A 25,738-nucleotide genomic window follows, 5' to 3' on the forward strand; every position below is an offset into this window, starting at 1 on the left:
TCAGCGAATCCGGTTCAGGGAATCCACTCCACCGGCTCCAGCGCCTTGAACAGGAAGGGCAGCATCACGTCGGCCTGCGACCAGCCCCACTGGAAGGCACGGTCGAAATCCTGCGGCGAGGGCAGCAGGTTGACCGGCGACAGGGTCGGCTCGAAGCTCAGGAGCCAGTCGAAGTAGGGCTTCTGCGTGGCCAGCTGCAGCTGCACGGCCTGCGTCACCGGCCACAGCCAGAGGTGGCGTGCCTCCCACTGCGGATGAAAGCAGTCCAGCGCGAGGTAGAAGGCATTGCGCGTGCCGATGCGTCCTTCCTGCACGCGCTCCCAGGCGATGCGCGCCGGCACGTTGGCGGCGACGCCGCCGTCCACGAACAGGGCCACATCGTGCTGCTGGCGCAAGGCGGCGAGGATGGCGTCGCTCTCGGCGTCGCGCGACGGCGGCTCGTACTGCAGCACCGCCGGGATGGCGGCCGACAGGCCCACGGCATCGACCACGCGCAGGTTCTGCGTGGCGGCGTCGCCGCCGAGCACGATCGGCTTGACCACGCTGGGATTGACGATGGCGGCGAGCAGCAGCATGCGCTCCGCCAGCAGCTTGGAGAAGCTCTTGCCGCTGGTCAGCGGCGAGGTGAAGTCGCGCAGGCTGGAGGGCAGGTGCTCATAGGCGCGGGTACGCATGCCGGAGACCACCGCGTCGTAGGGGATCTCCAGGTCCTTGAGCCGCAGCGGGCTGCCGTCGGGATGCGACATGACCTGGTGCATGCTGTGCAGGTGCAGCCGCGTGATGCCCGGCATGCTGTGCGTGGCCCCGATATAGGGGCGGCTGAAGATGTCGCGCATGCGCAGCGCCTTGGCCCACTCCATCAGGGCCTCGATGTCGGTATGCCGCGAGCGCGTCAGGAAGGCGCCGATCAGCGCGCCGATCGAGGAGCCGATCAGGTAGTCGGAGGAGCGACCTTCGGCGCGCAGCCTGGCGGCGGCACCGACGTAGACATAGCCCGCGCCGCCACCGCCGCCGGCGATCGTCACCAGGGCCTTGCGGCTGACCTCGGCATGCAGTTCCTCCTCGCTGAACTCGCCTGCGTGGCGCGCCAGCAGGGCCTTGCGCGCCAGCAGCAGGGCTGCGTGCAGCGCGTCCAGCGCCGACATGCAGCCGCCGAGCCTCGCGCGTGGCGTTTCGCCGTAGCGCAGCGGCTTGTAGAGGCTGCGCAGGACCAACTCGCGGAAGGGTGTGACGATGGCCGGGTCCAGTTCCACGTCTGCACGTGCCGTCCTGCCCAGCGCGGCACCGGGGGCGAAGCGGTGCAGGCGCGCGAAGGAGAGGATGTAGCGCAGGCGCTGGTACTCCTTCGGCAGCAGGAAGGCCGGCTGTGCCAGCACCGCGCGGATCGCCGACATCTCCATGCGCTGGAGCTTGAGCAGGACCTTGGTGCCGGGGTCGGACATGCAGCGGTACTCCGCGTTGTTATGATGGCGATCGCGGTCCGTATCATGCCATCGGCCAATGGCGCTCCGCTTCGGGAATCCGCATTTCCCCGTTCAGCCGGCGGCCAGCAGCTTGCCCGGATCGACGAAGAACATGCGCTTCCAGCCCTGGGTTGCGGCCGTTGCCTGCCAGGGCCGCGGCAACAGCGACAAGATGGCGTAGTGCAGGTGCGGGGGCTTGCCCGCGGCATTGCCGGACGTGCCGACGCTCCCGAGCCGGCTGCCGGGTGCTACCGCCGACAGGGGTTTCGCCGATGATTCGTCGAGGTGCGCGTAGTAGTGCAGCCGCCATTTCGGGCCGAGCACGGCGACGACCTTGCCGCCGATGCCCAGCTGTCCGCGGTACACCACGATGCCCCAGGTGGAGGAGCGCACCTCGCGGCCGCGGGGGGCAAAGACGTCGATGCCCTTGTGCACGCCCGACTGGCCCCAGGGCTCGTACCAGAAGGACTGCGGGTTCCAGTCCCGCGACGTGGCGCCCTGCACCGGAATCTGCGCCCGTTCCGGTACCGCGAAGGGCAGGAGGAGAAGCGCGAGCAGCAGGAACAGGAGCCGGCGACACCGGCGCGGGCGGGGTGTCGCGTCGCTCATGCGACTCCCCTCGGCAAGCCTAGCGGCCGTGGTCGTCCCAGGGCGAGGCGCGGCTGGGCCTGGTGTTCGCGAGCTCCAGCGATCCCAGGAATCTCTGCGAGTGGACGCGCTGCTCGTAGCTCGCGTCCTTCGGCACCACGGCCAGGGCGACGTACAGGCCGCGGCCATTGAAATAGACGCGGCCGACGCAGTTGTGGCGGCCGTCGGGGTGGATGATGGTGAGTTCCGTGCCGTCGTCGCGATCGCTCTCGTACGCGTCCGGCGTGGAGACCTGGCGGCGGTCGCTGACGTCCAGCGAGCGCGGGTCTATGCCGGCCGCGGCGCCGAGCAGGCGGTTGCCCAGTTCCGACACGATCCAGGACTTCTGCCGCAGGTCACGCGCGGCGGCCTCGGGGAACTTCATGTAGCTGACGTGGTACTGCACCTGGTCGAACTTCAGCTGGTAGCTGTGCGTCCCGATGACGCCGTACTCGGTCTGCTGTTCGCTGCTGCTTTCCTGGAAGACGCCGGGCGCCTTGATGGTGAAGCCGCCCTCGTCGGAGGTCAGGCGGCGCATCTGGTAGTCGTTGCCGCCGCAGGCGACGAGAACCAGCAGGGGCAGCAGCAGAAGCGCTTTTTTCAGGGTCAAGGCAGGGTTCCTCGGGAATCCGGTATCCACATCCTGACAAGCAGGACATTGCGCTGCAACATGATGGCCGAATCAGTCCATCGGCCAGGGCCCGTCAGCGCTGGGCTTCCAGCGTCTCCCAGCGTGCATAGGCCACGCCCAGTTCCTTCTGGGTCCTGGCCAGCGCCAGCTCGACCTTGGCGATGGCTTCGCGCGGCTGCTGGTAGAAGCCCACCGCGCTGATCTCCGCGGCGAGTTTCGTCTGCTCGGCTTCCAGCTTCTCGATGCGGCCGGGCAACTGGTCCAGCTCGCGCTTGTCCTTGCTGTTGAGCCGCGAGGCGGCGACAGCCGCCGGAGCTGCCGCAGGGGAGGGTGCCGGCGCTACCGGGGACTTGGGCGGGGTGTGTTCCACCGGGGCCTGGTGCTGGCGCTGGCGCAGCCAGTCGTCATAGCCGCCGACGAAGTCGCCGACGCGGCCGCCGCCTTCGTAGACCAGGCTGCGGGTGACGACGTTGTTGAGGAACTCGCGGTCGTGGCTGACCATCAGCACGGTGCCGGAGTAGTCCACCAGGCGCTCTTCCAGCAGGTCCAGCGTCTCCATGTCGAGGTCGTTGGTCGGTTCGTCGAGCACCAGCAGGTTCGACGGGCGCGAGAACAGCTGCGCCAGCAGCAGGCGCGAGCGCTCGCCGCCGGACAGCACGCGCACCGGGCAGCGTGCGCGGTCGGGGGTGAACAGGAAGTCCTGCAGGTAGGTGTAGACGTGCTTGCGGATGCCGGCGATCTCGATGAATTCCTTGCCGTCGCCGATCGCGTCGATCGCGGTCTTGTCGTCGTCCAGCAGCGGGCTGCGCAGCTGGTCGAAGTAGGCGATTTCCAGCTTGCTGCCCTGGCGTACTTCGCCGGCATCGGGCTGGAGCTTGCCCAGGATGATGTTGAGCAGCGTGGTCTTGCCGGCGCCGTTGGGGCCGATGATGCCGACCTTGTCGCCGCGGATGACCACGGTGTTGAGGTTGCGGATGATCTGGCGGCCGCCGTAGGACTGGCTGACGTTCTTCAGCTCCGCCACCAGCTTGCCGGAGCGCTCGGCCTCCTGCACCACGATGTTGGCGGTGCCCTCGCGGTTGCGGCGATTGGCGAAGGTGTTGCGCAGTTCCATCAGCGCCTTGACGCGGCCGGCGCTGCGCGTGCGGCGTGCTTCCACGCCCTTGCGGATCCAGACTTCTTCCTGCGCCAGCTTCTTGTCGAACAGCGCGTTCTGGCGCTCCTCGGCGTACAGCGCGTCGGCTTTGCCGGTGAGGTAGGCGTCGTAGCCGCCCTGCCAGCTGCTGAGCTTGCCGCGGTCCAGGTCGCAGACGCGGGTGGCGAGCTTGCGCACGAAGGCGCGGTCATGGCTGATGAACAGCAGTGCGCCGCGGAAGCTGAGCAGGAATTCTTCCAGCTGCGCGATGCTGGGGATGTCGAGGTGGTTGGTCGGCTCGTCCAGCAGCAGGATGTCGGGCTCGCTGACCAGGGCCTGCGCCAGCAGCACGCGGCGCTTGAGGCCGCCGGACTGCGCGGCGAAGGGCGCGTCGGCGGGCAGGTCCAGCTTGGTGATCACGGCCTGCACGCGGCTTTCCAGCGACCAGCCGTCCTGGGCTTCGATCTGCGACTGCAGGCGACCGAGCTTCTCCAGGTCGGCCTCGCTGTGGGCCTCCATGGACAGGTGATGGAACTGGGCGATCTTGCGGCCCAGTTCGCCCAGGCCCTCGGCAACCACGTCGTAGACCGTGCCGTCGGTACCCGGCGGCACGTCCTGCACCAGCTGCGCCACGCGCAGGCCCTGCTGGCGGATGACCTCGCCGGCGTCGATCGCCTGGCTGCCGGCGATGATGCGGAACAGGGTGGACTTGCCGGCGCCGTTGCGGCCGACCAGGCAGACGCGCTCGCGGGCATCGATGGAGAAATCGGTGCCGTCGAACAGCACGGTGTTGCCGATGCGCAGGCTGACGTTCTTGAGGCCGAGAAGCATTGCGGGGCGGAGTCGCGAAAAACGGGGCGCGGATTGTCGCATCCCGGGCCCCCGAGCGGGGCCTGGGGAGGGCGGGAATTTTACAAACGAGAATAGTTCCTATCTAATATCCGTCTCTTCTGCCGGTGCAGCCAGTCCCAAGCACCAGCCACCCCCGGCCAGAGTCATTGCTGAACTTCCGGGGATCCTGTCATGACCATGCAGTACGGGCGTCTGCGCCCGCTCCTTTCCGTTGCCGCCGGTGTGGGCCTGGCGGTGTTCTCCCATGGGTCCCTGGCGCAGGAGGCAGCCCCGGCCGCCGAAGCGGTGCCGGAAGCACAGGCCGCTGCGGTCGAGGAGCCGGCCAAAGCAGGCGCTGAGGAGGCGGTGATCCTGCCCGCCGTTACCGTGACCGACACGGCATTGCACCCGACCACCGAGGGCAGCGGCAGCTACACCAGCCGGCAGGTGACGATCGGCAAGACCCCGCAGTCGATCAGGGAAACGCCGCAGGCGGTCACGGTCATCACGCGCCAGCGGCTCGACGACCAGAATCTGACCTCGGTGCCCAAGGCGCTGAAGCAGGCCACCGGTGTGACCGTGTTGCGCTTCGACGGTGCGGGCAACTTCAACAACTACTACCTGCGCGGCTACCAGGTCGATGCCATCCAGCTCGACGGCATCAACTTCGGCGCCACCGGCAACGTGGTGGAGTTCGACACCGCGATGTACGACCGCGTCGAAATCCTGCATGGGCCGGGTGGCCTGTTCCAGGGTTCCGGCGAGCCCAGCGGCGTGATCAACCTGGCGCGCAAGCGTGCGCTGGCCTCCACGCAGTTCGGCGGCGCCTCCACCGTCGGCAGCTGGGACACCTACCGCACCGAGCTCGACGCCACGGGTGCACTGACGGCGGACGGCCGCCTGCGCGGCCGCGTGGTCGGTGCCTACAACCACCAGGATTCCTACCAGGATGTGGTCGGCTCGACGCGCCAGATGCTCTACGGCACGCTGGAATACGACCTGACCCCTGCAACGACGCTGTCGGCCGGCATCGCCTGGCAGGATATCGACGCGGTGATCGACCAGGGCCTGCCGGCCTATGCCAACGGCGATCTCCTGAAGGTGCCGCGCTCGACCTTCATCGGTGCCGACTGGAACAAGCAGGAGCTGGAGTCCACCGATCTCTTCACCGAGCTGGAGCACCGCCTTGCCAATGGTGGCTACCTCAAGGCTTCCGTGCGCAAGCTGGACCGCTACATGCTGTACCGCGTGGCGCGCGCCAACAGTGCGGTCGATGTGAATACCGGGAATGTGAACCTGCAGACCGGCATCTACAGTCCGGATCGGGAAAACCTCAGCGCCGACATCTACGCCAGCCTGCCGTTCGAGCTCTGGGGCCTGACCCACAACCTGACGACCGGCTTCGACTGGCGCAAGCAGGAGGAGGAAGCAAAGTCCACCGCCTTCGCCAACACCGCGACGATGAACGTGTTCAATCCGGACCACAACGTCCCGCAGCCGAACTGGGTGTTCAACAGCCTGAGTGGAGTCGAGACGCGGCAGTATGGTGCGTACGCCCAGTTGCGGATCAAGCCGCTGGCCTGGGCCACGGTCGTCGGTGGCGGTCGCCTGAGCTGGTGGGAGTCGCAGTCGTACAACCGGCTCACCGGGGCCAGGACCGCCGACTACGACGAGGAGGCGGAGTTCACGCCTTATGCGGCGCTGCTGTTCGACGTGACGCCCGACGTATCGCTGTATGCGAGCTGGGCCGAGGTGTTCCAACCGCAGAACAACATGACGGTCGACGGCAGCCAGCTGCCGCCGCGCACGGGTCGTCAATACGAGGCCGGCGTCAAGGCCGAACTGCTGCAGGATCGCCTGAATGCGCAGTTCGCCGTGTTCCGCATCCGCGACAACGACCGCGCAATCGCCGATCCGAATCCGCCGACCCCGCTACCGCCGACCTCGCCGGCCAATCCTTCGATTTCCGCGGGCGAAGTCGAGAGCCAGGGGTTCGAAACCGAACTGGCGGGCCGCATCCTGCCGGGCTGGGACCTGACGCTGGGCTATGCCTATGTCGATACCGAGTACCTGCGTGGCGCGACCACTGCGCAGACCGGGCAGTCGTTCTCCACCGCGACGCCGCGCCATGTCGGCAATCTCTGGAGCAAATATGAGTTCGGCCAGGGCGTGCTCAGGGACCTGAGCATCGGCGCAGGCATCAAGGCCGTCAGCTCGTTCTATGCGCAAAGCGGGGCGGTTCGTTTCTGGGCTCCCGCCTACACCGTGGTGTCGGCGCAGCTGGGCTACCGGCTGACGTCGCACTGGCAGACGACGCTGAGCGCCGACAACCTGTTCGACGAGAAGTACTACGAGAAAGTCAGCGGCGCCGGCCGTCAGAATTTCTACGGCGAGCCGGTCAACATGACGCTGGTCCTGCGCGGCTCGTTCTGACATGACGGGCAGGGCGGCGCGGCGTGGTGGCTGGCGGGAGGCCGCTGGTGTGCTCTCGCGGCTGATCGCCGCGCTGCTCGGCGGTTACGCGCTGAGCGCGGCGCTGGCGGCTGTGCTCGCCCTGCACCTGCCGCTGGAACGCAGCGAGGCGGTGCTGGTCGGGACCATGCTGTCCTTCCTGGTCTATGTACTGGCGGTGATGTGGGCCTTCGCGGCGCGGCATGCCCTGCGCGCCTGGAGCGGCCTGCTGGCGCCGCTGCTGATACTGGCGCTGGTGCTGGCCGCGCCGGGCGGGACGGAGTGGCCATGAAGCAGGGCTTCCGCCAGTCGATGGCCTGGCTGCACACCTGGGGCGGACTGCTGTTTGCCTGGTTGCTGTTCGCGGTGTTCTTCGCCGGCACGCTGTCGTTCTATCGCGAGGAGCTGACGCTGTGGATGCAGCCGGAACTGCACGAGGCGCAGCCCGGTTCCGACCAGGGCGTGGCAGCGGCACTGTCGATATTGCAGCAGCGTGCGCCCGGGGCCAGGAGCTGGACGATCTCCTTGCCCGGACCGCGCGATCCGGTGACCGAGGCGCGCTGGAGCAAGGGCAAGTTCGACCGCAAGGCCGTGGTGGTGCTGGACCCGGCGACGGGCAGGGCGCTGGAACCGCGCGATACCGCAGGCGGCAGCTTCTTCCGCAACTTCCATTTTTCCCTGCTGCTGAAGCGGACCGGTTACTGGATCGTCGGCGTGGCGACGCTGATGATGATGGTGGCGCTGGTCACCGGCGTGGTGATCCACAAGAAGATATTCAAGGACTTCTTCACCTTCCGCCCCGGCAAGTCGAAGCCGCGCGCCTGGCTGGACGCACACAATGTCAGCGGCGTGATGGCCCTGCCATTCTTCCTGGTGATCAGCTACAGCGGCCTGCTGACGTTGGCCTACGTGTTCATGCCGGCCGGGATGATTGCGGCAGGTGTGGACAGCGAGCGGTTTCTCGGCGAGATCAGCCCGCGCGAAGATCCGCCGGAGGCTGCCGGTTCGCCCGCAGCCCTGGCGGCGATCGCGCCCATGCTGGAGCAGGCCCGCGAGCACTGGCCCGATGCCGCACCGGGGTCGGTGACCATTCATCACCCAGGCGACGCAGCCGCGGTGGTGGATGTCTGGCGTCGCCGCGGCACCGGCATCACCGCGCGCATCGAACCGGTGCTGCGCTTCGACGGCGCAAGCGGGCGCCTGCTGCGCGAATACGACCAGGATGCGCCCGCTGCCGTCACCTACGGTGCGATGTATGGCCTGCACGTGGCCTGGTTCGCGCAGCCCTTCCTGCGCGCGTTGCTGTTCGCGATGGGAGCCATGGGTTGCCTGGTGATCGCCAGCGGTGCGGTGATCTGGGGCGCCAAGCGACGCGAGCAGCATGGGGCGGCCTATGCCGCCGCCGGCTACCGGGCCGTGGAGGCGCTCAACGTCGCCGGCATCGCCGGCATGGCGGTGGCCACCGCCGCATTGCTCTGGAGCAACCGGCTCCTGCCGGTGGAACTGCTGGATCGTCCGCTGGCGGAGAAGCAGTGCTTCTTCGGGGCCTGGCTGCTGTGCCTGGCACACGCGCTGCTGCGGCCGCGCATCGCTGCCTGGCGCGAGCAGCTGTGGCTGGCGGCGGCCTTGCTGGCGCTGCTGCCGCTGCTCACGGGTTTCACCGACGGCCTGAGCCTGCCACGGGCCCTGTGGCAGGGACGCTGGCCGATCGCCGGCGTGGAACTGGCGGCTTTGGGCTTCGCCGCGCTGCTGGGCTGGGCAGGGCATCGCATCGGGGCGGTACGCGCTGCGCCCGGGCGGCGGCGTGCCTCCCGCCTGCAGTCCCCGGTCGTGGAGTCCGCGCCATGACCCTGGTGGCACTGGCCCTGAGCTATGCCGGCTGGGTGGCCTTGTGCCTGGCGCTGCCGCGGCACCAGCGTCACCTCCTGCAGCGCGAAGTCGGCATCGGCCGGCAGCGCCTGCTGCGGGGTAGCGGCGCAGTGCTGCTGGCGCTCGCCTTTGCCGCGGCCGTCGCCGGCGAGGGCTGGCAGCTGGGACCGGTCGCCTGGTGCGCCTGCCTTGCGGTGGCCGGCCTGGGCCTGGTGCTGGCGATGCCGCATGCGCCGCGTGCCTGCCTGCGGCTGGCGGTGGCCGCGCCCTTGTTGGCCTTGCCAATGACTTTGTTGATGGCCTGAGGGCAGTAATGGTTCACATGCGAATGCTTCTCACCTACAATCCGGGCTGTCTCGTACGAATGCCGCCGTGAACACTGCTTCGATTTCCGCTGATGCCGCCGCTTCTGGTCGCCGCTTCTGGTCGCGCTTCGCACTGGCAGGCCCGGTGACCTTCCTCTGCGCCGCGCTGGTGATGTGCGGCGGCGCGCTGTGGTTGCCCAAGGGCACGGCGCAGATCGACAACCTGGTGATGCCGATCGTGCTGTTTCCGGCGATCTGGGCGGCGCTGTTCTTCTATGCCTACCTCGATCGCAGCCTGGCGCGCGCCTGGGCGGTGATCGGCGGGCTGTCGCTGCTGCATGCGGCGGTCATCGGGATCTATGTCATGCAGACCATGCAGGCCGCCAAGGCCGCGGGAGCGGGTTCGTGATCAAGCTTTCGCAGGAGCGCAACAAGTCGCTGCTGGCGGCACACGGCTGGTCGGCCGTGTTCCTGGGTCTGCTGCTCTACGCGGTGATCCTCACCGGCGTGGCCTCGGTGTTCGCCGAGGAACTCGGCGACTGGTCGAGCCCGCTGGCCGAGGAAGTGAAGGACCCGTTTCCGGCGGGTACCGATCGCATGCTGCGCGAACTGGCCGGCAGCATCGATCCGCAATACCACGAAGAGATGTTCGTGTTCCCGCGCGCGGGAGACCGGCTCTATGCCTTCTTCCACAAGCATGAGATGGACGAGGACGGCAAGCCGCGCGAGCGCGGCGTGGCCGCCGAATTCAACCCGATCACGCAGACCCTGATCGAAAAGCGCGAGGGCACCGACGAGGAAGTGGATGCCGGCGATCGCGCCAACGCGCTGGGCGACTTCATGGTGGAACTGCACGTGCGCCTGCACCTGCCCAACCCCTGGGGCCTGCTGCTGACCGGCATGCTGGGCCTGGCGATGCTGGTGGCGGCGATCACCGGCTTCGTCGTGCATCGCCACCTGATCAAGGAACTGTTCACGCTGCGCCGCCACAAGGACAAGCTGCTGGCAGCGCGCGATACGCATGTCATCGCCGGCACCTGGAACCTGCCGTTCGCCTTCATCCTGGCCTTCACCGGCAGCTACTTCAGCTTCGGCAGCGCCTTCGGCATCCCGGCGGTGGCGATGGTGGTGTTCGGCGGCGACCAGGACAAGATGATCGAGACCGTGGTCGGCAATCCACCCAAGGAAGACAAGACGCCAGCGGCGATGGGCGATCTGGACAGGATGATCGCCGACGTCCGCGGCCGCAGCGATGCGAAGCTGAATTTCATCACCGTGCAGCACTGGGGCCGCGCCGACGCGCTGGTGACCATGTTCATGCAGTACCCCGAAGGCAAGCTGATCGGTCCGACCTACGTCTATGGTGGCGCTACCGGCAAGTTCCGCTACGCCAAGCCCAGCCTGGGACTGCAGCCCTCCACCGGCGGGGCGCTGTTCGAGCTGATGGGGCCGCTGCATTTCGGCAACTTCGCCGGGGTCTTCTCCAAGGCGGCCTGGTTTGCGCTGGGCTTTGCCGGCGCCTACGTGACGCTCACGGGCCTGACGCTGTGGACGCTGCGCCGCCGCGAGGAGCGCGGCTGGCAGCAGCTGGCGCGCGCCACGGTCTGGGTGGGCTACGGCCTGCCGCTGGCGCTGGTCGCCGCGGCCTATGGCTACTTTCCGCTGCGCGCGGCGGGCGAAATGGTGCATGGGCCGATGATGGCCGCCTTCCTGCTGGTGGCGGCCTTGTCCGCCGCCGCGGCCTGGGGCATCCGCAGCCTGACGCAGGCGCGCCGCATCCTGCTGGGTGCCACCGGTGCGGCGCTGCTGCTGCTGCCGGCGCTGCGTCTGCTGACCGGCGGGGTCGGCTGGCCGCAGGCCTTCGGCGCCGGCTTGCACACGGTGCTGGCCCTGGACATCGCTTTTGCGCTGGGCGGCGCGCTGTGCATCGCCTCGGCGCTGCGCCGTCCGCTGGCGCCGGTGATCTCGTCCACACCCGATGAGCTCGACGAGGCGGTGGAGGCATGAGCACTTATGCCCTGGCCGCCATCGCCAGCCTGGCGAGCCTGCTGCTGGTGCTGCCCATCGCCCTGCGCGATCCCAAGCGCCTGCGCAGCCTGCGCCGTCCGGTGCCCAGGGCCGGTGCGGAGCGTCGCGTGCTGGGCTGGGGCACGCTGCTGCCGGGCCTTGGCCTTGCCCTGGCAGGGCAGTGGCCGGCCTTCCTGATCTGGCTGGGCGCGGTGACTACGCTGGGCTGGCTGCTGGTGCAGCTGCTGGCGCGCGTCGGCGGTGCAGCCCTGCTCAAGGCCCGGAGCGAAGCCGGAGCGTGAAACGCTGTCGCAAACCAACACCGAATTCGTCTCGGCGGGTCCTGAGCATTCCAGCGATATCTCCGGCCTTGCTTCGCGCAGGGCCATTGACATGGAGTTGCACGGCCGCGTCGAGCCCCAGGCTGCCGGAGCGGCTGCGGGAGTCCTGACCGCGATTTTCCGGCTGTTTCGCTATCCTGACAGTACGTTCAGGTGGAATGGATCCTGCAAGCCGGGGACAATGCGTCATCGGGGCCCGGATACGGCGGCCCGCAGGAGAAATCGTTTGAAACAGGGTATCGAGCGCAGCGGCCGGCTCCTCGTGGGGCGCGCGCTGCTGGTGGCGGGGCTGATGGCGGGAAGCGCGCAGGCAGCGGAACCGGTTGCGGCGGTGGGGCCGGCAGCGGCATTGCAGCGCTGCCTGGGTGACCTGGCCGGCGTGAACTGGCAGTGGCCCTACCTGCCGCGCCTGTCCGTCAGCCGCTGCATCAGCCCGGCGGGCAGCTACAACGCGACCGCCTCCATCGGCTCCAGCGGCAAGGAACGCATGCTGGGGCTCACCGCCCAGGGCGGTCTCAACCACGTCTATGCCGACGATGTCCTGATCGAGGAAAGCTTCGCCGACATGCAGAACGCGGTCTTCCTGCACTTCGACCAGCTGCTGCGCAGCCAGGGCTTCACCAAGCTCGCCGAGGTCCGCAACGGCGCCGCCACGCGTGGCGGCAGCTACCGCCGCCAGTCCGCCGAGAGCAACGTGACCGTCGTCTTCAGCGCCGACGGCGCCAACGACTGGAGTTTCAGCTTCGATGTTGCGGCTGCGCCGGCCGCCGCCGGGGTGACCCCATGAGCATCGTCGGCCGTTTCCTCGTCGCCGCCGTTGTCGCCGCCCTGGCCTGGCTGACCTGGGGCTGGTACGAATCGCGGCAGTCGCTGCCCGCAGCGGCCGGCATGTCCGACCCGGCGATCGAGTTCCATGCGCGGGATCATGGCCGCGACTACGGCGGTATCGATCGGTGGGCGCATGCGGGCATGGACGTGAGCAGCCTGCGCTCGCGCCTGCTGCAGGCCGGGTATCGCTGCGAGCTGGCTGGGGATCTGCAGCTGGAGGGAGCTCCGCTCAGCGGCCGGTATCCGCTGGAATGCCGGCAGGACGTGCAGGGATGGCTGGCCCGGCAGCGGCTGATCAAGGCCATGATCGACTACGACCATGGCGGCCGCCTGCTGAGCGCCGAGGCGCGCTCCGATCTGCCGGGGTCTGCCGGGACGCTGCAGAAGGCAGTCCTGGGCCTGCTGCGTACGCTGGGCCGTGCCGAGCCCGAGAGCCTGAAGATCACCGGCCTGCCTGTGGACTCCAGCGAACTGCTGGCACGACTGGCGGCCGATGCGATCAACCCGGACGGCTGGACGGTGAGCTGCATCGCCGGTGAGAACCCTGGCTGTCCCGCGCTGCTGGAAGCACGCCGCAATGAAGGCCTGCCGCCGCTGCCGCAGCAGCCCCTGCCAGTGCGCGACCTGGACATGATCGGCGGTGCCCTGGGCGGCATCGGCCTGGTGCCGCCGGGCGCGGCGAGGGCGGACATCGTTCCGGTGCGCCTCGCCGGAGATGGCCTGTGGACCGAGTACCGCGGCAGCAGCCTGTCCGGCCAGGCGATGAAGCTGTCGCTGCGGGTGAACTGGGAAGACGGCAGCAGCGACCGCCTGCGCGCGCAGCTGGAACAGGTGCCTGCCGTGGATGTGCCGCTCAAGGGGCAGCCGCGGTTGTCCTCGGGCCAGTCGATGGTGCTGGTGCCGTTGCGCCCCGACGATGCCGCGGGGCCGGCAATGGCCAAGTGGCTGGTCGTGCCGGGGCCGGCGCACGACGGGCAGGAGTGGGAGTGGGCCGGGCGCGACCTGCAGCGCGCGCACGCCGACTATGCACCGCGCCTGCTGCGCTTCCTGCTCGCACGCATGCTGTCCAACCGCACGCCCGACGAGGCGCTGGATCTGTATCCGCCCCTGGCGCTGGTGGAGGCCCTGGCGCAGGACATGCGCAAGGCGCAACTCAACACCTACCTGCCCATTGCGGATGCGGTGGCGCTGATGAAGGGCTACGGCGAGCAGACGACGCTGCGCGCAGCCTGGGCCCTGGCGACCTGCCAGCCCGATCAGTATGTGCCCAAGATCGACGACACCTGCTGGCAGCAGCTGGTGGTCGCCGATCCGGGGGTGTCGCGGCTGTTCGTCGATGAGCTGCAGCGGATCAAGCCGATCTATGCACCCCTGCCGCTGGAGCATCCGCTGCGCCTGCGTCTCTGGCACCTGGAGCAGGCGCTGCGCAAGGGCGGCGTCCTGCACTGATGCGCAGTGCGGGAGGCCCTGGCCCGGGGCCTCCCGCCGGCGTTCAGAGCTTCGCGGCCAGGCGGCTGGCCTGGTTGATGGCGCGCTTGGCATCCAGCTCCGCCGCCACGTCGGCACCGCCGACGCGATGCACGCTGATGCCCGCCGCGATCAGCGGCTCTTCCAGTTCACGCAGCGGTTCCTGGCCGGCGCAGAGGATGATGTTGTCGCACTCGATCAGCGCCGGCTTCTCGCGCTTCTCGCCGAAGGTGATGTGCAGGCCGCGGTCGTCGATGCCCTCGTAGTTGACGCCGCCGACCATCTCCACCTGCTTCATCTTCAGCGAGGCGCGGTGGATCCAGCCGGTGGTCTTGCCCAGGCGCTTGCCCAGGGACTCGGCCTTGCGCTGCAGCAGCGTGACCTGGCGGGCGGGCGGGGTGACATGCGGGCGCACGACGCCGCCACGCGAAACGCTCGGGTCGCCCACGCCCCATTCCTTGTTCCACTCCTGCAGGTTCATGGTCGGCGACTGGCCTTCCTCGAAGACCAGGTACTCGGAGACGTCGAAGCCGATGCCGCCGGCGCCGATCACGGCGACGCGCTTGCCCACCGGCTTCCGGTGCAGCAGCACGTCGATGTAGGACAGCACCTTGGGATTGTCGACGCCGGGGATGTTCGGCGTGCGCGGCGCGATGCCGGTGGCCAGCACCACGTCGTCATACTTCTTGCCGGCCAGGAAGGCGGCATCGACGCGCGTGTTGAGGTGCAGCTTGACGCCGGTGCTGGTGATCTTGTGGCCGAAGTAGCGCAGCGTCTCGTGGAACTCTTCCTTGCCCGGGACGCGCTTGGCCATGTTGAACTGGCCGCCGATCTCGGAAGCTGAGTCGTACAGGTCCACGTCGTGGCCACGCTCGGCCAGCACGGTGGAGGCGGCCAGGCCCGCGGGGCCGGCGCCAACCACGGCGATGCGCTTCTTCTGCTCGGCCGGCGTGTAGTTCAGCTCGGTCTCGTGGCAGGCGCGCGGATTGACCAGGCAGGACGCGGTCTTGAGCTTGAAAGTGTGGTCCAGGCAGGCCTGGTTGCAGCCGATGCAGGTGTTGATCTCGTGCGCGCGGTTCTGCGCGGCCTTGATCACGAACTCCGGGTCGGCCAGCAGCGGGCGCGCCATGCTCACCATGTCGGCCTGGCCGGAGGCGATGATCTGCTCGCCCACCGACGGGTCGTTGATGCGGTTGGTGGTGCACAGAGGAATGCTCACCTCCTTCTTCATGCGCTCGGTGACCCAGGCGAAGGCGCCGCGCGGCACCGAGGTGGCGATGGTCGGCACACGCGCCTCATGCCAGCCGATGCCGGTGTTGATGATGGTGGCGCCGGCGCGCTCGATCGCCTTGGCCAGCTGCACCGCTTCCTCCCAGCTCTGGCCGTCGGGGATCAGGTCCAGCATCGACAGGCGGTAGATGATGATGAAGTCCTTGCCGACGGCCTCGCGCATGCGCGTGACGATCTCCACCGGCAGGCGCATGCGGTTTTCCCAGGAGCCGCCCCACTGGTCGGTACGCTTGTTGACGTGGGTGACGAGGAACTGGTTGATGAAGTAGCCCTCGGAGCCCATCACCTCGACGCCGTCGTAGCCGGCCTCGCGGGCCAGCAGGGCGCAGCGCACGAAGCCGCGGATCTGGCGCTCCACGCCGGAGGCGGACAGGGCGCGCGGGCCGATCGGGGTGATCGGCGACTTGATGCGCGAGGCAGACACGCTCAGCGGATGCACGCCGTAGCGGCCGGCGTGCAGGATCTGCAAGGCGATCTTGCCGCCCTCGGCGTGCACCGCGTCGGTCACCACGCGGTGCTCGCGCGCCGCGCCCTGGGTGCTGAGCTTGGAGGCGAACGGATAGAGCCAGCCTTCGATGTTCGGGGCGTAGCCGCCGGTCACCATCAGGCCGACGCCGCCGCGGGCGCGTTCGGCGAAGTAGGCGGCCATGCGCGGGAAGTTCTTCTTGCCGTCTTCGAGGCCGGTGTGCATGGAGCCCATCAGCACGCGGTTCTTGAGCGTGGTGAAGCCCAGGTCCAGCGGCTGCAGCAGGTGAGGGTAGGGATGCGACATGGGGAACTCCGCTTTTGAAAAGAAATCTGGATGGCCGGATGGCTGTCTGGATGTGGGCCGCTATCGATGGCGCGACTGCAGCCAGCGCAACACCTGCGGCCAGACCTCGTCCTGCGCCGCCTTGGCGATGACGATGCCGGGGTGATCGTAGTCCTTCGAGTAGCCCTGGTCGCGCGACAGCAGCACCCAGGTCTTGTCGCCGGAACTCATGTGTCCGATGAAGCGCACGCAACCCTCGGGCGGATCGACGCGGTCGGCGCCGCCGCCGAAGCCCAGCACCGGGCAGCGTACGGGCGCCAGGCGCCGCGCCATGCTGCCTTCGCGCTGCGCCTCGCCGACGATGGCGCAGGCGTCGTCCATGGCGGCCGGCGGTTCATCCTCCGGGCCCATGCCGAGGCGGCGCGCGGGAAAGCGGCCGAGCATTCGCGAGAGGCCGCGCAGGAACCAGCTGTAAGGCGGCGTCAGGCCGTTCTTGTCGACCTCGCACTGGGCGGCGAACAGCACCAGGCCGGCGACCAGGCTGGGGTCCAGCGTTTCCGCCGCCGCCAGCGTCGCCATCACGCCGCCGAAGGAATGGCCGAACCAGAAGGCCGGGCGCGGGTTGTGCTGCTGCAGCGTGCGCTGCACCTGCGGCAGGTCCTGGGCGATGTGCTCGGCCAGGCCGCGGCGGCCCGGTGAATTCGCCGCCAGGGCGATGCCGCGGCGCTCCACCAGCCAGGGCTCGTAGCCGGCACGGGCCAGGAAGCCGGCCAGGCCCACGCCCTTGGGCGAGAGCCAGAAGTGCCGGTTGCTGAACATGCCCGGCAGCATCACCAGCGGTACGCCGACGGGTCGCCCCGGCAGGGTCACGCGCAGCAGCGAGCAATGCCCGCCATCCGCAGCCAGGGGCTGCAGGGCATGGACGGTGAAGTCGCCCCATTGCGCGGTACTCATGTGGTGGCTTGTCAGCGGCTGGCTTATATGTGATAACGTCCGTTATCAAATCATCCGGTAACGACCGTTGTCAATGTCAAAACAGACAACCGCTGTGGCTGGCGGGTCAGGGCGGGTCTACCGCGGCATCAGCGAGGAAGACCGCCGGGCCGAGCGCCAGCAGAAGCTGATCGAGACCGCGATCGAGGCCTTCGGCACCCGCGGCATCCGCCACGTGTCCCTGCGCGAGATCTGCGCCGCCGCCGGCTATACCCCGCGCTATTTCTACGAGTCCTTCGCCGATCTCGACGAACTGATGGCGGCCATGGTCGAGGTGCTGCTGCAGCGCCTGGTCGATGACCTGCGCGCCGCCCTGCTGGCCGGGCCGCGCGGCGATCCCGCCCAGTTGGCGCGCCTGCTGGTGCGGGCCTACCTGGAGTTCCTGCGCAAGGATGCACGGGTGACGCGCATCCTGATGATCGAGATCTACGGTATCGGTCTGGACATGGACCGGCTGGCCAACCGCTTCATGCTGACGCTGGGGCCCGAGTTCGAGCCGCTGATGGCGCTGCAGCAGCAGTGGAGCCTGCCGCGCCGCGCCAGCGCCGGCCTGGTGGCGACCGGCGTGCTCGGTGCCATGGTCTTCATCGGCACGCGCTGGGTGTCCACCGGCTTCGGTGCGCCGATCGAGATCGTGACCGAGAGCTGCATGAGCTTTCTGGCCCACCAATAGCCAGGGCCGCGGCGCCAGCGCCCGTTGGCGCCGCCACCAAGGCCGGCGATCGGCGCAGGCGACAGACTGCGATCGCAATCCATGCAGAATGAGCCGTCCCGAGAACGGCCAGGGAGCCCGACATGAGCAGCAACAAGCCCGCGCGCGCCGCATTGGCGCCGGTACGCAGCGGTTATCTCGCCTACGGCCAGTACCGGCTGGCCTATGAGGTCTGGGGCGAGCCGGACGGCATTCCGGCCCTGCTGGTGCATGGCATCCTGCTCGACGCCGGCATCAACCGCGGCATCGCCCGGCGCATGGCCGCCGAGGGCTACCGCGTGATCCTGCTGGACCTGCTCGGCCATGGCCGCAGCGACAAGACCAGCGATCCGAAGGAACACCGCGCCGAGTTCTACGCCGACCAGGTGATCGCCGCGCTGGATCACTTCAACATCGACAAGGCCCTGGTGGGCGGCATGTCGCTGGGGTCCATCACCTCGCTGCACGTCGCGCAGAAGGCACCGGAGCGCCTGCTCGGCCTGTTCCTGGAGATGCCGGTCATGGAATGGTCCACGCCCTGGGCCGCTTTCCTGCTGGGCCCGGTGCTGATCGCCACACGCTACGCCGAGAGGCCCTACGGCTGGATGGCGCAGGCCTTCGCGCGCATCAAGCGCCCGCGCAACGACCTGCTGGCGACCCTGCTGAGCGCCGTCAGCCTGCCGCCGCGCAACGTCGCGGCGATCCTGCATGGCGTGCTGGTAGGGCCGCTGGTGCCGCCGCTGGCGATGCGCCGCGCCATCACCGTGCCGACCCTGGTGATCGGCCATGGCGGCGACAAGCTGCACGGCTACCGCGACTCGGAATCCCTGGCTCGGCAGATCCCGAATGCACGCCTGCTGCCGGCAAAGCACATCCTGGAAATGCGCCTGCACCCGGAGCGCGTCTGGCCCGAGATCAGCCGTTTCCTGAAGGAAGTCGCCGAAAGCCTGCCAGCGTCCGGGCCGCAGCGGAAACCGCGTCGCCGACAGGGCTGACAGTCCCGGGTGGCGAAACAGCCATTGGCGACTGTCGCATTGTTGTCAGAATCGGCGCATTACTAGTAATGCGCCGCGCGCCCGTCCCTGGGCCGACGGACGCCCGGGAGGAGATGAGGATGAGAACCCTGTCGCGGGCCCTGCTGGCCCTGGGCCTGGCTGTTGCCGCGGGTCCTTCGGTGGCGGCCGTCACTGCGGAGGAATCCGCGGCGCTGGGCAGCACGCTGACCGCCGTGGGCGCGGAACGCGCCGGCAATGCCGACGGCACGATCCCGCCCTGGGCGCTGGACCGCGAGAAGCAGGCGCCGGCCGGCAAGCTGATGGAACTGGGCGACGCCGAGCCGGGCGCACCGATGTTCGTCATCACCATCGACAACATGAACCGCTTCCGCGACTGGCTCACGGAAGGGCACATGAAGCTGCTGCAGGAGTACAACACCTACTCCATGCAGGTGTATCCCTCGCGCCGCAGCGTGCGCTGGCCCGAGAACATCGAGAAGGCAAGCCTGCTCAATGCGCAGCGCTGCAAGCTCGCCGGCAGCGACGACCCCGCGGGTTGCTTGCTGGGCTTCCCGTTCCCGATCCCGAAGACCGGCGCGGAAGCGATCTGGAACCACAAGCTGCGCTGGCGCGGCGAAGCCCTGTCGCGCATCAACAACAACCTGGTGGTCGATCCGAAGGGCCAGTTCCAGGCCACCCGTGTGCGCGAGGACTTCCGCTTCAGCTATGCCAACCCGGCGCGGCCGCAGGCGCTGGACAGCGTCAACCGCGACATCTACCAGCTCGCCACCCAGACCCTGGCGCCGCCGCGCCTGGCGGGCACCGAGCTGCTGATCCGGGAGCGCACCGGCACCGGCACCGAAGGCCGCACGGCCTGGATGGGTAACCAGAAGCAGCCGCGCGTGCGCCGCGAACCCAGCGCCTGCTGCGACAACTTCACGCCGGGTGCCGAGGGCCTGCAGTTCTACGACCAGATGGACATGTTCAACGGCTCGCTGGAACGCTACAGCTGGAAGCTGGCAGGCAAGCGCGAACTGCTGATCCCCTACAACAGCCAGCGCAGCGTCCTGGGTGCCGACAAGGGCGATTTCAGCCGGCTGGTGAAACCCTGGCATATCAACCAGACCTGGGCGCGCTACGAGCTGCACCGCGTCTGGGTGGTGGAAGCGGCGCTGAAGAAGGGCTCCGCCCACCCGGTACGCAAGCGCATCTTCTACATCGACGAGGACAGCTGGCAGATCGCCGCGGTGGACCTGCTGGACGTCTACGACCAGGCCTACCAGTTCCAGGAAGCGCACCTGAGCTACGACCCGCAGCTGAAGGCCACCGTGGCCTCGGCCGAGCTGGTGTACCAGTTCGACATCGGCCGCTACCTGGTATCGGGACTGGTGTCGCCGGGAGCGGGAGCGCCGCCGTCGGCGGAGTACTTCACGCCTGAGGCGTTGCAGAAAAGGGTGAGGGAAGGGAAGTAACAAGGCCGTGGAATCGTAGGAGCGAGCTTGCTCGCGACCTCGTCGTTGTCGCGAGCAAGCTCGCTCCTACAGGGCAAGAGTCGATAGCCAACAAAAAAGCGGCGGACCGTTTCCGGTCCGCCGCTTTTGTTTGTTCCGTCCGAGCGCTTACTGCACCTTCACAGGCCCCGACAGCTTCTTGCCCAGCGTGCGGTTGTTGCGGTCGGCCAGGCCGTTGCCGACGGACACCGTGTAGGTACCGTTCTTCTGCACCGGCAGCACCAGCATCTTCTTGTTGGTGGGTCCGAGTTCCCACTTGCCGCTGACGACCTTGCCGCTGGCGTCCTTGACCTTGATGTTCTTGTTGGCGGAGTCGGCGCTGTCGAAAGTGCCGCTGAACATCAGCACCACAGCCTTCTTGTAGGCCGCGGAGCCGGCGTACTCCAGCGACAGGCCGCTGGGCGAGGAAGCACCCCACCAGGGACCGCTGGCCTTGGCCGGCGTGGGCTTTTTCTTCTCGGCCGGCTTGGCGGCGGGCTTCGGAGCCTCGGCCTTCACCGGGGCCTGGGCTTTCGGCTTGGGCGCCTCGGCAGCCGGCGCGGGCGCAGGGGCCGGTTCCGCGGCCGGAGGCGGCTCGACGGCAGCCGGAGCCGGTTCTGCCGCGGCCGGGGCGGGGGCCGCTGCGACCTCGGTGGCGCCCATGTCGCCGCTGGCGGCATCGACGTCGCCCGACGGGGCCTCGGCGGCTTCACCCGGGGCGGGCTCGGCGGAAGCATCGACCGGGGCAGCCTCCTCGGTGGCGGCGGTGTCAGCGGCCGGGGTTTCGGCAACCGGGGCTTCGGCAGCGGGCGCGGGCGCGGCCGGCGGGGCGTCGCTGTCCAGCGCAGCCAGGTCCAGCTTGCCGGCGAACACGTCGTCCACCGTCGGGCCTTCCTGCTGGCGTTTCTCCTCCACATGGCGCTGCGGCGCGATCGTGTGCAGGACGAAGTAGGTGCCGGCAGTGATCGCCACGGCAGCGACGCCAAGCGTCAGGGCTTTGTTCATCGGGTCCAACCCTCCAGAAAACGGTTTCGTTATGGGCGCCCGAAAAGTCGGCCGCTGGTCGGCCGGGGCGCAAATTTTCACTTCCCCTAAGGGCGGGAACTATCCGATAGCGCCCGCATGCAGTCAATGCTCGGGCGCAAACCTTCGGCAAACGCGTTGGAGGCTGCGCGAAGGGACGATACGGGACGATGGAAGACGATAGATGCCGAGGACCAAAGTGGCCCGCGGCATGGCGGAGTGGCGGGCGCCTGCTCGCCCCGGACATGCAAATGCTGAAAAGCAGGCTGTCAGAACGGCCAAGGACGCTGTGGCAGCGATGCGTTAGCTTGATTGTCTTGGCTGAGCCCCGCGGCTCTCACCCCCTTGCAAACACGATCAGGAGCAGCGATGAGCGATCGCTTGATGGAATTCACCCAGACCCCCTTTGGCAAGAGCCTGGCCACCATGCTGGGCCTGCCGCAGCCGCCGCGCCTGAACCGCGCCAAGGCGCCCTGGGCCGACCGTCCGCTCGACGGCAAGTTCGTCACCGTGGGCGCCGGCAACGGCGCCGCGCTGACACAACCGCTGCTCGAGGCCCTGGCCGCCGCCGGCGCCGTGGTCCGCATCGTGCCGGAGCACGCTGGCCTGGCCCCGGTGAAGGCCGCCGCTGCCGCCCTCAACATCGCCGTCACCGGCAATCCGGGTGCCGACGCCAGCGCGCCGCGCAGCCATGCCGTGCTGTTCGATGCCTCGGGCATCACCGGTGCCGAGCAGCTGCGCGAGCTCTATGACTTCTTCCAGCCGCTGGTGCGCAACCTGCCGTCCAACGGCCGCGTGGTGGTGCTGTCGCGTGCGCCTGACGAGATCGAGGACATCGGCCTGAAGACGGCCCAGACCGCGCTGCGCGGCTTCGTGCGCTCGCTGGGCAAGGAAATCGGCAAGAACGGCAGCACCGCCAACCTGCTGGAAGTCGCCGAAGGCGGCGAGGCCTGGCTGGCGGCGCCGCTGCGCTTCTTCCTGTCGGAGCACTCCGCCTACGTCACCGGCCAGCTGCTGCGCGTCGGCAAGGGCCCCAAGGGCGGCGAGCCGCTGGCCCTGACCGGCTCGCTGGCCGGCAAGGTGGCCCTGGTCACCGGCGCCGCCCGCGGCATCGGTGCCTCGATCGCAGAGACCCTGGCCCGTGAAGGCGCCCAGGTGATCGGCATGGATCACCCGTCCGCCGAGGGCGGCCTGGGCGAGACCATGGCGCGCATCGGTGGCCATGGCCTGGCACTGGACGTGACCGCACCCGACGCGGCCGAGCGCATCGCCAAGGAAGTGGCGGGCAAGTTCGGCGGCCTGGACATCGTGGTCCACAACGCCGGCGTGACCCGCGACAAGATGCTGCGCAACATGTCGCCGCAGCAGTGGGACCTGGTGCTGAACATCAACCTGGGTGCCATCCTGCGCATCAACGAGGGCCTGCTGAACAAGGGCCTGAACGAGGGCGCGCGCATCGTCTGCATCTCGTCCATCGGCGGTATCGCCGGCAACGCCGGCCAGACCAACTACGGCTCGACCAAGGCCGGCGTGATCGGCTACGCCCAGGCCCTGGCCGCGACCATGGCCAAGCGCGGCGGTTCGATCAATGCCGTGGCGCCCGGCTTCATCGAGACGGCAATGACCGCCGCGATGCCGCTGGGCCCGCGCGAAGTCGGCCGCCGCATCAACTCGCTGTCGCAGGCCGGCCTGCCGCAGGACATCGCCGAGACGGTGGCCTTCCTGGCTTCGCCGGCGGCCGGCGGCGTCAATGGCAGCACCTTGCGCGTCTGCGGTCAGAACTGGATGGGCGCGTAAGCGGACCCGAATGAAGGGGAGGGCCGCAACGGCCCTCCCCAACGGGTACGAAAGCAGTCACAATGCGCTGCGACCCCTCCGGCGAATGCCGGTCCGGGCGTAAAAAAGATAATTACATCAATGCATTCCGGGCGGCTGACGCCGGAAGGCCCGATAATCAGCGCATGACTCTCCAACGGATCGCCGAATCCAAGCTGCCGACTCTCTTCGCCGAGTTCAGCATTACCGTGTTCCAGTCCGACGACGGCAAGGAGCACGTGGTGGTGTCGCTCGGCGACCTGGCGGGTGCACCGCCGCTGGTCCGCATCCATTCGGAATGCCTGACCGGCGACGCGCTGTTCTCGCTGCGCTGCGACTGCGGCGCCCAGCTCAATGCGGCGCTGGAGAAGATTGCGGCGGACGGGCGCGGGGCGGTGCTGTACCTGCGCCAGGAAGGCCGCGGCATCGGTCTGGGCAACAAGATCCGCGCCTACGCCCTGCAGGACAAGGGCGCCGACACGGTGGAAGCCAACCACCAGCTGGGCTTCCCGGCCGATGCGCGGGAGTACAGCCTGGCGATCGAGCTGCTCAAGGAACTCGGCCTGTGCCATATCCGCCTGATGACCAACAACCCGCGCAAGCTCGACGCGCTGGAGCAGGCGGGCTTCAACGTGGTGGAGCGCGTGGCGCTGGAAAGCGGCCGCAACCCGCATAACGAATCCTACCTGGCCACCAAGGCCGCCAAGCTGGGGCACCTGCTGGGCCTGCCGTGAGCAAGATCGACCCTTCCGAGCTAAGCGAAAAGCAGCCAGGCCTGCTGCGCGGGCTGGGGCAGTTGACGGTCTCGACCTACCGCGTGTCCAAGGGCTTCGTGCCGCTGGTGAAGTTGCTGGCGTCGGAGCCCGATGTCACCCGCGATGAGCTGACCCATGCCATCGACAAGGCCTTCGAGGGCCTGTACCAGCATCCGCTGCTGCGCCAGACCGAGAAGCTGACGACCTACCTGCGTACGCGTCACCTGATTCCCAACGAGCAGTCCACCGAGGAGCTGATCCGCTTCATGGTGGAGCAGATCACCGCGCGCTCGCCGGTGCCGGTGCCCGATGCGCTGGTGCAGGAGTTCTGGCACTTCTTCAACGAGCTGTTCTCGTCTCCGGACCTGAAAGGCCTGGGCGAACTGACGCTGGACATGGTGCGCCTGGTGCTGCGGACCTACGAGCAGCAGCTGGTGGAGATCGTCAACCTGCTCAAGGCCGGGCGCCGCTTCAACCAGTGGCAGCTCAACGAGATCCTGCGCCGTGCCGCGCTGATCCGCACCGATACCGTGATCGTGCGGCGCCAGATCCGCGCGCTGCGCCACATCAAGCCGTTCTTCCAGGCCGATCCGCGCGACTTCGCCGCGCAGGCGCAGATCGTGGCGGCGATGGTGCGCGAGTTCGGGCCGTTCTTCATCAAGATGGCGCAGGCCGCGGCCGCCAGCTCCGACTTCCTGCCGGAGGAGATCGCGAAGGAACTCGCGGTGTTCCACGAGGACGTGCCGCCGATGACGGAGGAGGAGGTGACCTCCGCCTTCCTCGAGTGCTACGGCAAGCCGGCGCACAAGCTGTTCATGGACTTCGACCCGGCGCGGCCGGTGAAGTCGGGCTCCATCGGCAGCGTCTACTTCGCCAAGAAGCCCTTCATCGAGGACGGCAAGGAAGTATTGAAGCCGGTGGTGATCAAGGTCGGGCGTCACAACATCGACCGCGAGTTCATCATCGGCAAGCTGGTGCTGGGCCTGGCGATCATGTCCTCGCAGTACTGGGCGCCGCATACCAAGCTGGCGCCGTTCCTGCGCGCGATGCAGGAGCAGATCGACGAGTTCGTCGCCGGCTTCGTCGAGGAGCTGGATTTCGAGTCCGAGGCACGGCACCACCTGCGCTTCTACGAGCGCAGCCTCAAGTCGAACATGTGGAAGGTGCCGGCGATCTACAACCACACGCGGCGCATCATAGAGATGGAATACCTCTCCGATGCGAGCAGCCTGACACGGGCGCTGCGCCGCATGCCCTCGTCCGAGCGCCGCCGCTTCCAGCGCCAGATCAGCGAGCGCCTGCTGTACACACTGCTGTACCACGTGATGGTGCACGGCGAGATGCACGGCGACCTGCATCCCGGCAACATCATGATCGGCTCCGACGGTGCGCTGCACCTGATCGACTGGGGCAACGTGGTGCCGCTGGACGGCAAGTGGAACCTGGTCTGGGACTACCTCGCCGGAGCCATCCTCGCCGATACCCATCTGCTGACCGACACGCTGATCCGCGTCAGTACCCAGCCCGAGGCCAATGCCCTGCGGCGCGCCGAGATCAAGGCGCTGCTGGACGAGACGCTGGCGAAGAAGGGCATTCGTCCGCTGACGCTGAAGACCTTCATTCCCGAACTCAAGCGCGAGGGCGCCGACGGCCTGTATCGCCGCGGCCAGGCGATCCTGCAGCTGATGTCCAACACCCAGCATGCCGGGCTGGTACTCAAGCGCGACTACCTGCACCTGTCGCGCGCGCTGTTCGCCGCCGCTGGCAGTTTCGGCTCGCTGTACGAGAACGAGTCGAAGAAGATGCTCGCCGCCGACGTGGCGCGCGGCCTGCTGCGCCTGCCGGTGACCTTCACCCAGGACCGTCTTTATGAAGAAGGCCGCAGCCTGCGCTCGCGCCTGGCGCGGATGCTGCCGCTGCCGCGGATTCTCAAGCAACGCCTGGCGCCACCGGCGCACCCGGCCCTCAACGCCCCGTAGC

Annotated in this window: 22 protein-coding genes; 15 read left to right on the plus strand and 7 right to left on the minus strand. The window is 68.3% G+C overall.

Going from position 1 to position 25,738, the window contains the following annotated elements:
- Positions 1-14: 14 nt before the first annotated feature.
- The 4 genes from D0B54_RS11885 to D0B54_RS11900 form a co-directional block, all read right to left on the minus strand.
- Positions 15-1,442: a patatin-like phospholipase family protein gene (locus D0B54_RS11885; RefSeq protein ID WP_117291540.1), complete on the minus strand. Its 1,428-nt coding sequence runs from the start codon at positions 1,440-1,442 to the stop codon at positions 15-17.
- A 93-nt stretch (positions 1,443-1,535) separates the two neighbouring features.
- A complete protein-coding gene (locus tag D0B54_RS11890; RefSeq protein WP_117291541.1) occupies positions 1,536-2,072 on the minus strand; it encodes a M23 family metallopeptidase in 537 nt (178 codons plus the stop codon).
- A gap of 19 nt (positions 2,073-2,091) precedes the next feature.
- Entirely contained in the window at positions 2,092-2,700 is a 609-nt protein-coding gene (locus D0B54_RS11895; RefSeq protein ID WP_117291542.1) for a hypothetical protein, read from the minus strand.
- A 94-nt stretch (positions 2,701-2,794) separates the two neighbouring features.
- The gene (locus D0B54_RS11900; protein ID WP_117291543.1) at positions 2,795-4,687 is read right to left on the minus strand and encodes an ATP-binding cassette domain-containing protein; all 1,893 of its coding nucleotides are present in this window, start codon (positions 4,685-4,687) and stop codon (positions 2,795-2,797) included.
- Between the two features lie 192 nt (positions 4,688-4,879).
- On the opposite strand from D0B54_RS11900, the gene D0B54_RS11905 reads away from it, so the two are divergent.
- The 9 genes from D0B54_RS11905 (at position 4,880) to D0B54_RS11940 (ending at position 13,937) form a co-directional block, all read left to right on the plus strand.
- Positions 4,880-7,120 (plus strand): TonB-dependent siderophore receptor, encoded by a 2,241-nt coding sequence (locus D0B54_RS11905; RefSeq protein WP_117291544.1) that lies wholly within the window; start codon positions 4,880-4,882, stop codon positions 7,118-7,120.
- Between the two features lies 1 nt (position 7,121).
- Positions 7,122-7,430 carry a DUF3649 domain-containing protein gene (locus D0B54_RS11910; RefSeq protein WP_117291545.1) on the plus strand — a complete coding sequence of 103 codons (309 nt, stop codon included), beginning with the start codon at positions 7,122-7,124 and terminating at the stop codon, positions 7,428-7,430.
- Entirely contained in the window at positions 7,427-8,986 is a 1,560-nt protein-coding gene (locus tag D0B54_RS11915) for a PepSY-associated TM helix domain-containing protein (protein WP_117291546.1), read from the plus strand. The genes D0B54_RS11910 and D0B54_RS11915 overlap by 4 nt, the downstream gene beginning before the upstream one ends.
- On the plus strand, positions 8,983-9,312 hold the full coding sequence (locus D0B54_RS11920; protein WP_117291547.1) for a DUF3325 domain-containing protein: 330 nt from the start codon (positions 8,983-8,985) through the stop codon (positions 9,310-9,312). Before D0B54_RS11915 ends, D0B54_RS11920 begins: the two co-directional genes overlap by 4 nt.
- 67 nt (positions 9,313-9,379) lie before the next feature.
- A complete protein-coding gene (locus tag D0B54_RS24280; protein WP_240433604.1) occupies positions 9,380-9,721 on the plus strand; it encodes a hypothetical protein in 342 nt (113 codons plus the stop codon).
- The gene (locus D0B54_RS11925) at positions 9,718-11,319 is read left to right on the plus strand and encodes a PepSY-associated TM helix domain-containing protein (RefSeq protein ID WP_162932369.1); all 1,602 of its coding nucleotides are present in this window, start codon (positions 9,718-9,720) and stop codon (positions 11,317-11,319) included. The genes D0B54_RS24280 and D0B54_RS11925 overlap by 4 nt, the downstream gene beginning before the upstream one ends.
- Positions 11,316-11,621, plus strand: coding sequence for a hypothetical protein (locus tag D0B54_RS11930; RefSeq protein ID WP_117291549.1), 306 nt, complete (start codon positions 11,316-11,318; stop codon positions 11,619-11,621). Before D0B54_RS11925 ends, D0B54_RS11930 begins: the two co-directional genes overlap by 4 nt.
- A 265-nt stretch (positions 11,622-11,886) precedes the next feature.
- Entirely contained in the window at positions 11,887-12,447 is a 561-nt protein-coding gene (locus D0B54_RS11935) for a hypothetical protein (protein ID WP_117291550.1), read from the plus strand.
- Complete coding sequence (locus tag D0B54_RS11940) at positions 12,444-13,937, plus strand: hypothetical protein (protein ID WP_117291551.1); 1,494 nt, start codon at positions 12,444-12,446, stop codon at positions 13,935-13,937. The genes D0B54_RS11935 and D0B54_RS11940 overlap by 4 nt, the downstream gene beginning before the upstream one ends.
- 43 nt (positions 13,938-13,980) lie before the next feature.
- Here D0B54_RS11940 and D0B54_RS11945 read toward each other — a convergent pair whose 3' ends face one another.
- Positions 13,981-16,017 (minus strand): NADPH-dependent 2,4-dienoyl-CoA reductase, encoded by a 2,037-nt coding sequence (locus tag D0B54_RS11945; protein WP_117291552.1) that lies wholly within the window; start codon positions 16,015-16,017, stop codon positions 13,981-13,983.
- Positions 16,018-16,077: 60 nt separating this feature from the next.
- Positions 16,078-16,950, minus strand: coding sequence for an alpha/beta fold hydrolase (locus D0B54_RS11950; protein WP_117291553.1), 873 nt, complete (start codon positions 16,948-16,950; stop codon positions 16,078-16,080).
- Positions 16,951-17,023: 73 nt separating this feature from the next.
- Here D0B54_RS11950 and D0B54_RS11955 point away from each other — a divergent pair, with 73 nt between their 5' ends.
- The 3 genes from D0B54_RS11955 to D0B54_RS11965 all read left to right on the plus strand — a co-directional run bounded on the left by D0B54_RS11955 (position 17,024) and on the right by D0B54_RS11965 (position 20,147).
- Positions 17,024-17,662 (plus strand): TetR/AcrR family transcriptional regulator, encoded by a 639-nt coding sequence (locus tag D0B54_RS11955; protein WP_117291554.1) that lies wholly within the window; start codon positions 17,024-17,026, stop codon positions 17,660-17,662.
- Positions 17,663-17,784: 122 nt separating this feature from the next.
- The gene (locus tag D0B54_RS11960) at positions 17,785-18,675 is read left to right on the plus strand and encodes an alpha/beta fold hydrolase (RefSeq protein WP_117291555.1); all 891 of its coding nucleotides are present in this window, start codon (positions 17,785-17,787) and stop codon (positions 18,673-18,675) included.
- Positions 18,676-18,794: 119 nt separating this feature from the next.
- A complete protein-coding gene (locus tag D0B54_RS11965) occupies positions 18,795-20,147 on the plus strand; it encodes a DUF1329 domain-containing protein (RefSeq protein ID WP_162932370.1) in 1,353 nt (450 codons plus the stop codon).
- Positions 20,148-20,294: 147 nt separating this feature from the next.
- Here D0B54_RS11965 and D0B54_RS11970 read toward each other — a convergent pair whose 3' ends face one another.
- Positions 20,295-21,170 (minus strand): hypothetical protein, encoded by an 876-nt coding sequence (locus D0B54_RS11970; RefSeq protein WP_117291557.1) that lies wholly within the window; start codon positions 21,168-21,170, stop codon positions 20,295-20,297.
- 387 nt (positions 21,171-21,557) lie between these two features.
- Between D0B54_RS11970 and D0B54_RS11975 the strand changes: the two genes are divergently transcribed.
- The 3 genes from D0B54_RS11975 (at position 21,558) to D0B54_RS11985 (ending at position 25,737) form a co-directional block, all read left to right on the plus strand.
- Positions 21,558-22,985 (plus strand): 3-oxoacyl-ACP reductase, encoded by a 1,428-nt coding sequence (locus D0B54_RS11975; protein ID WP_117291558.1) that lies wholly within the window; start codon positions 21,558-21,560, stop codon positions 22,983-22,985.
- Positions 22,986-23,149: 164 nt separating this feature from the next.
- Positions 23,150-23,737, plus strand: coding sequence for a GTP cyclohydrolase II (ribA, locus tag D0B54_RS11980; RefSeq protein ID WP_117291559.1), 588 nt, complete (start codon positions 23,150-23,152; stop codon positions 23,735-23,737).
- On the plus strand, positions 23,734-25,737 hold the full coding sequence (locus tag D0B54_RS11985) for an ABC1 kinase family protein (protein WP_117291560.1): 2,004 nt from the start codon (positions 23,734-23,736) through the stop codon (positions 25,735-25,737). The genes ribA and D0B54_RS11985 overlap by 4 nt, the downstream gene beginning before the upstream one ends.
- The last annotated feature ends 1 nt before the right edge of the window (position 25,738 follow it).

It is taken from the genome of Solimonas sp. K1W22B-7, assembly GCF_003428335.1.
Classification (GTDB): Bacteria; Pseudomonadota; Gammaproteobacteria; order Nevskiales; family Nevskiaceae; genus Solimonas_A.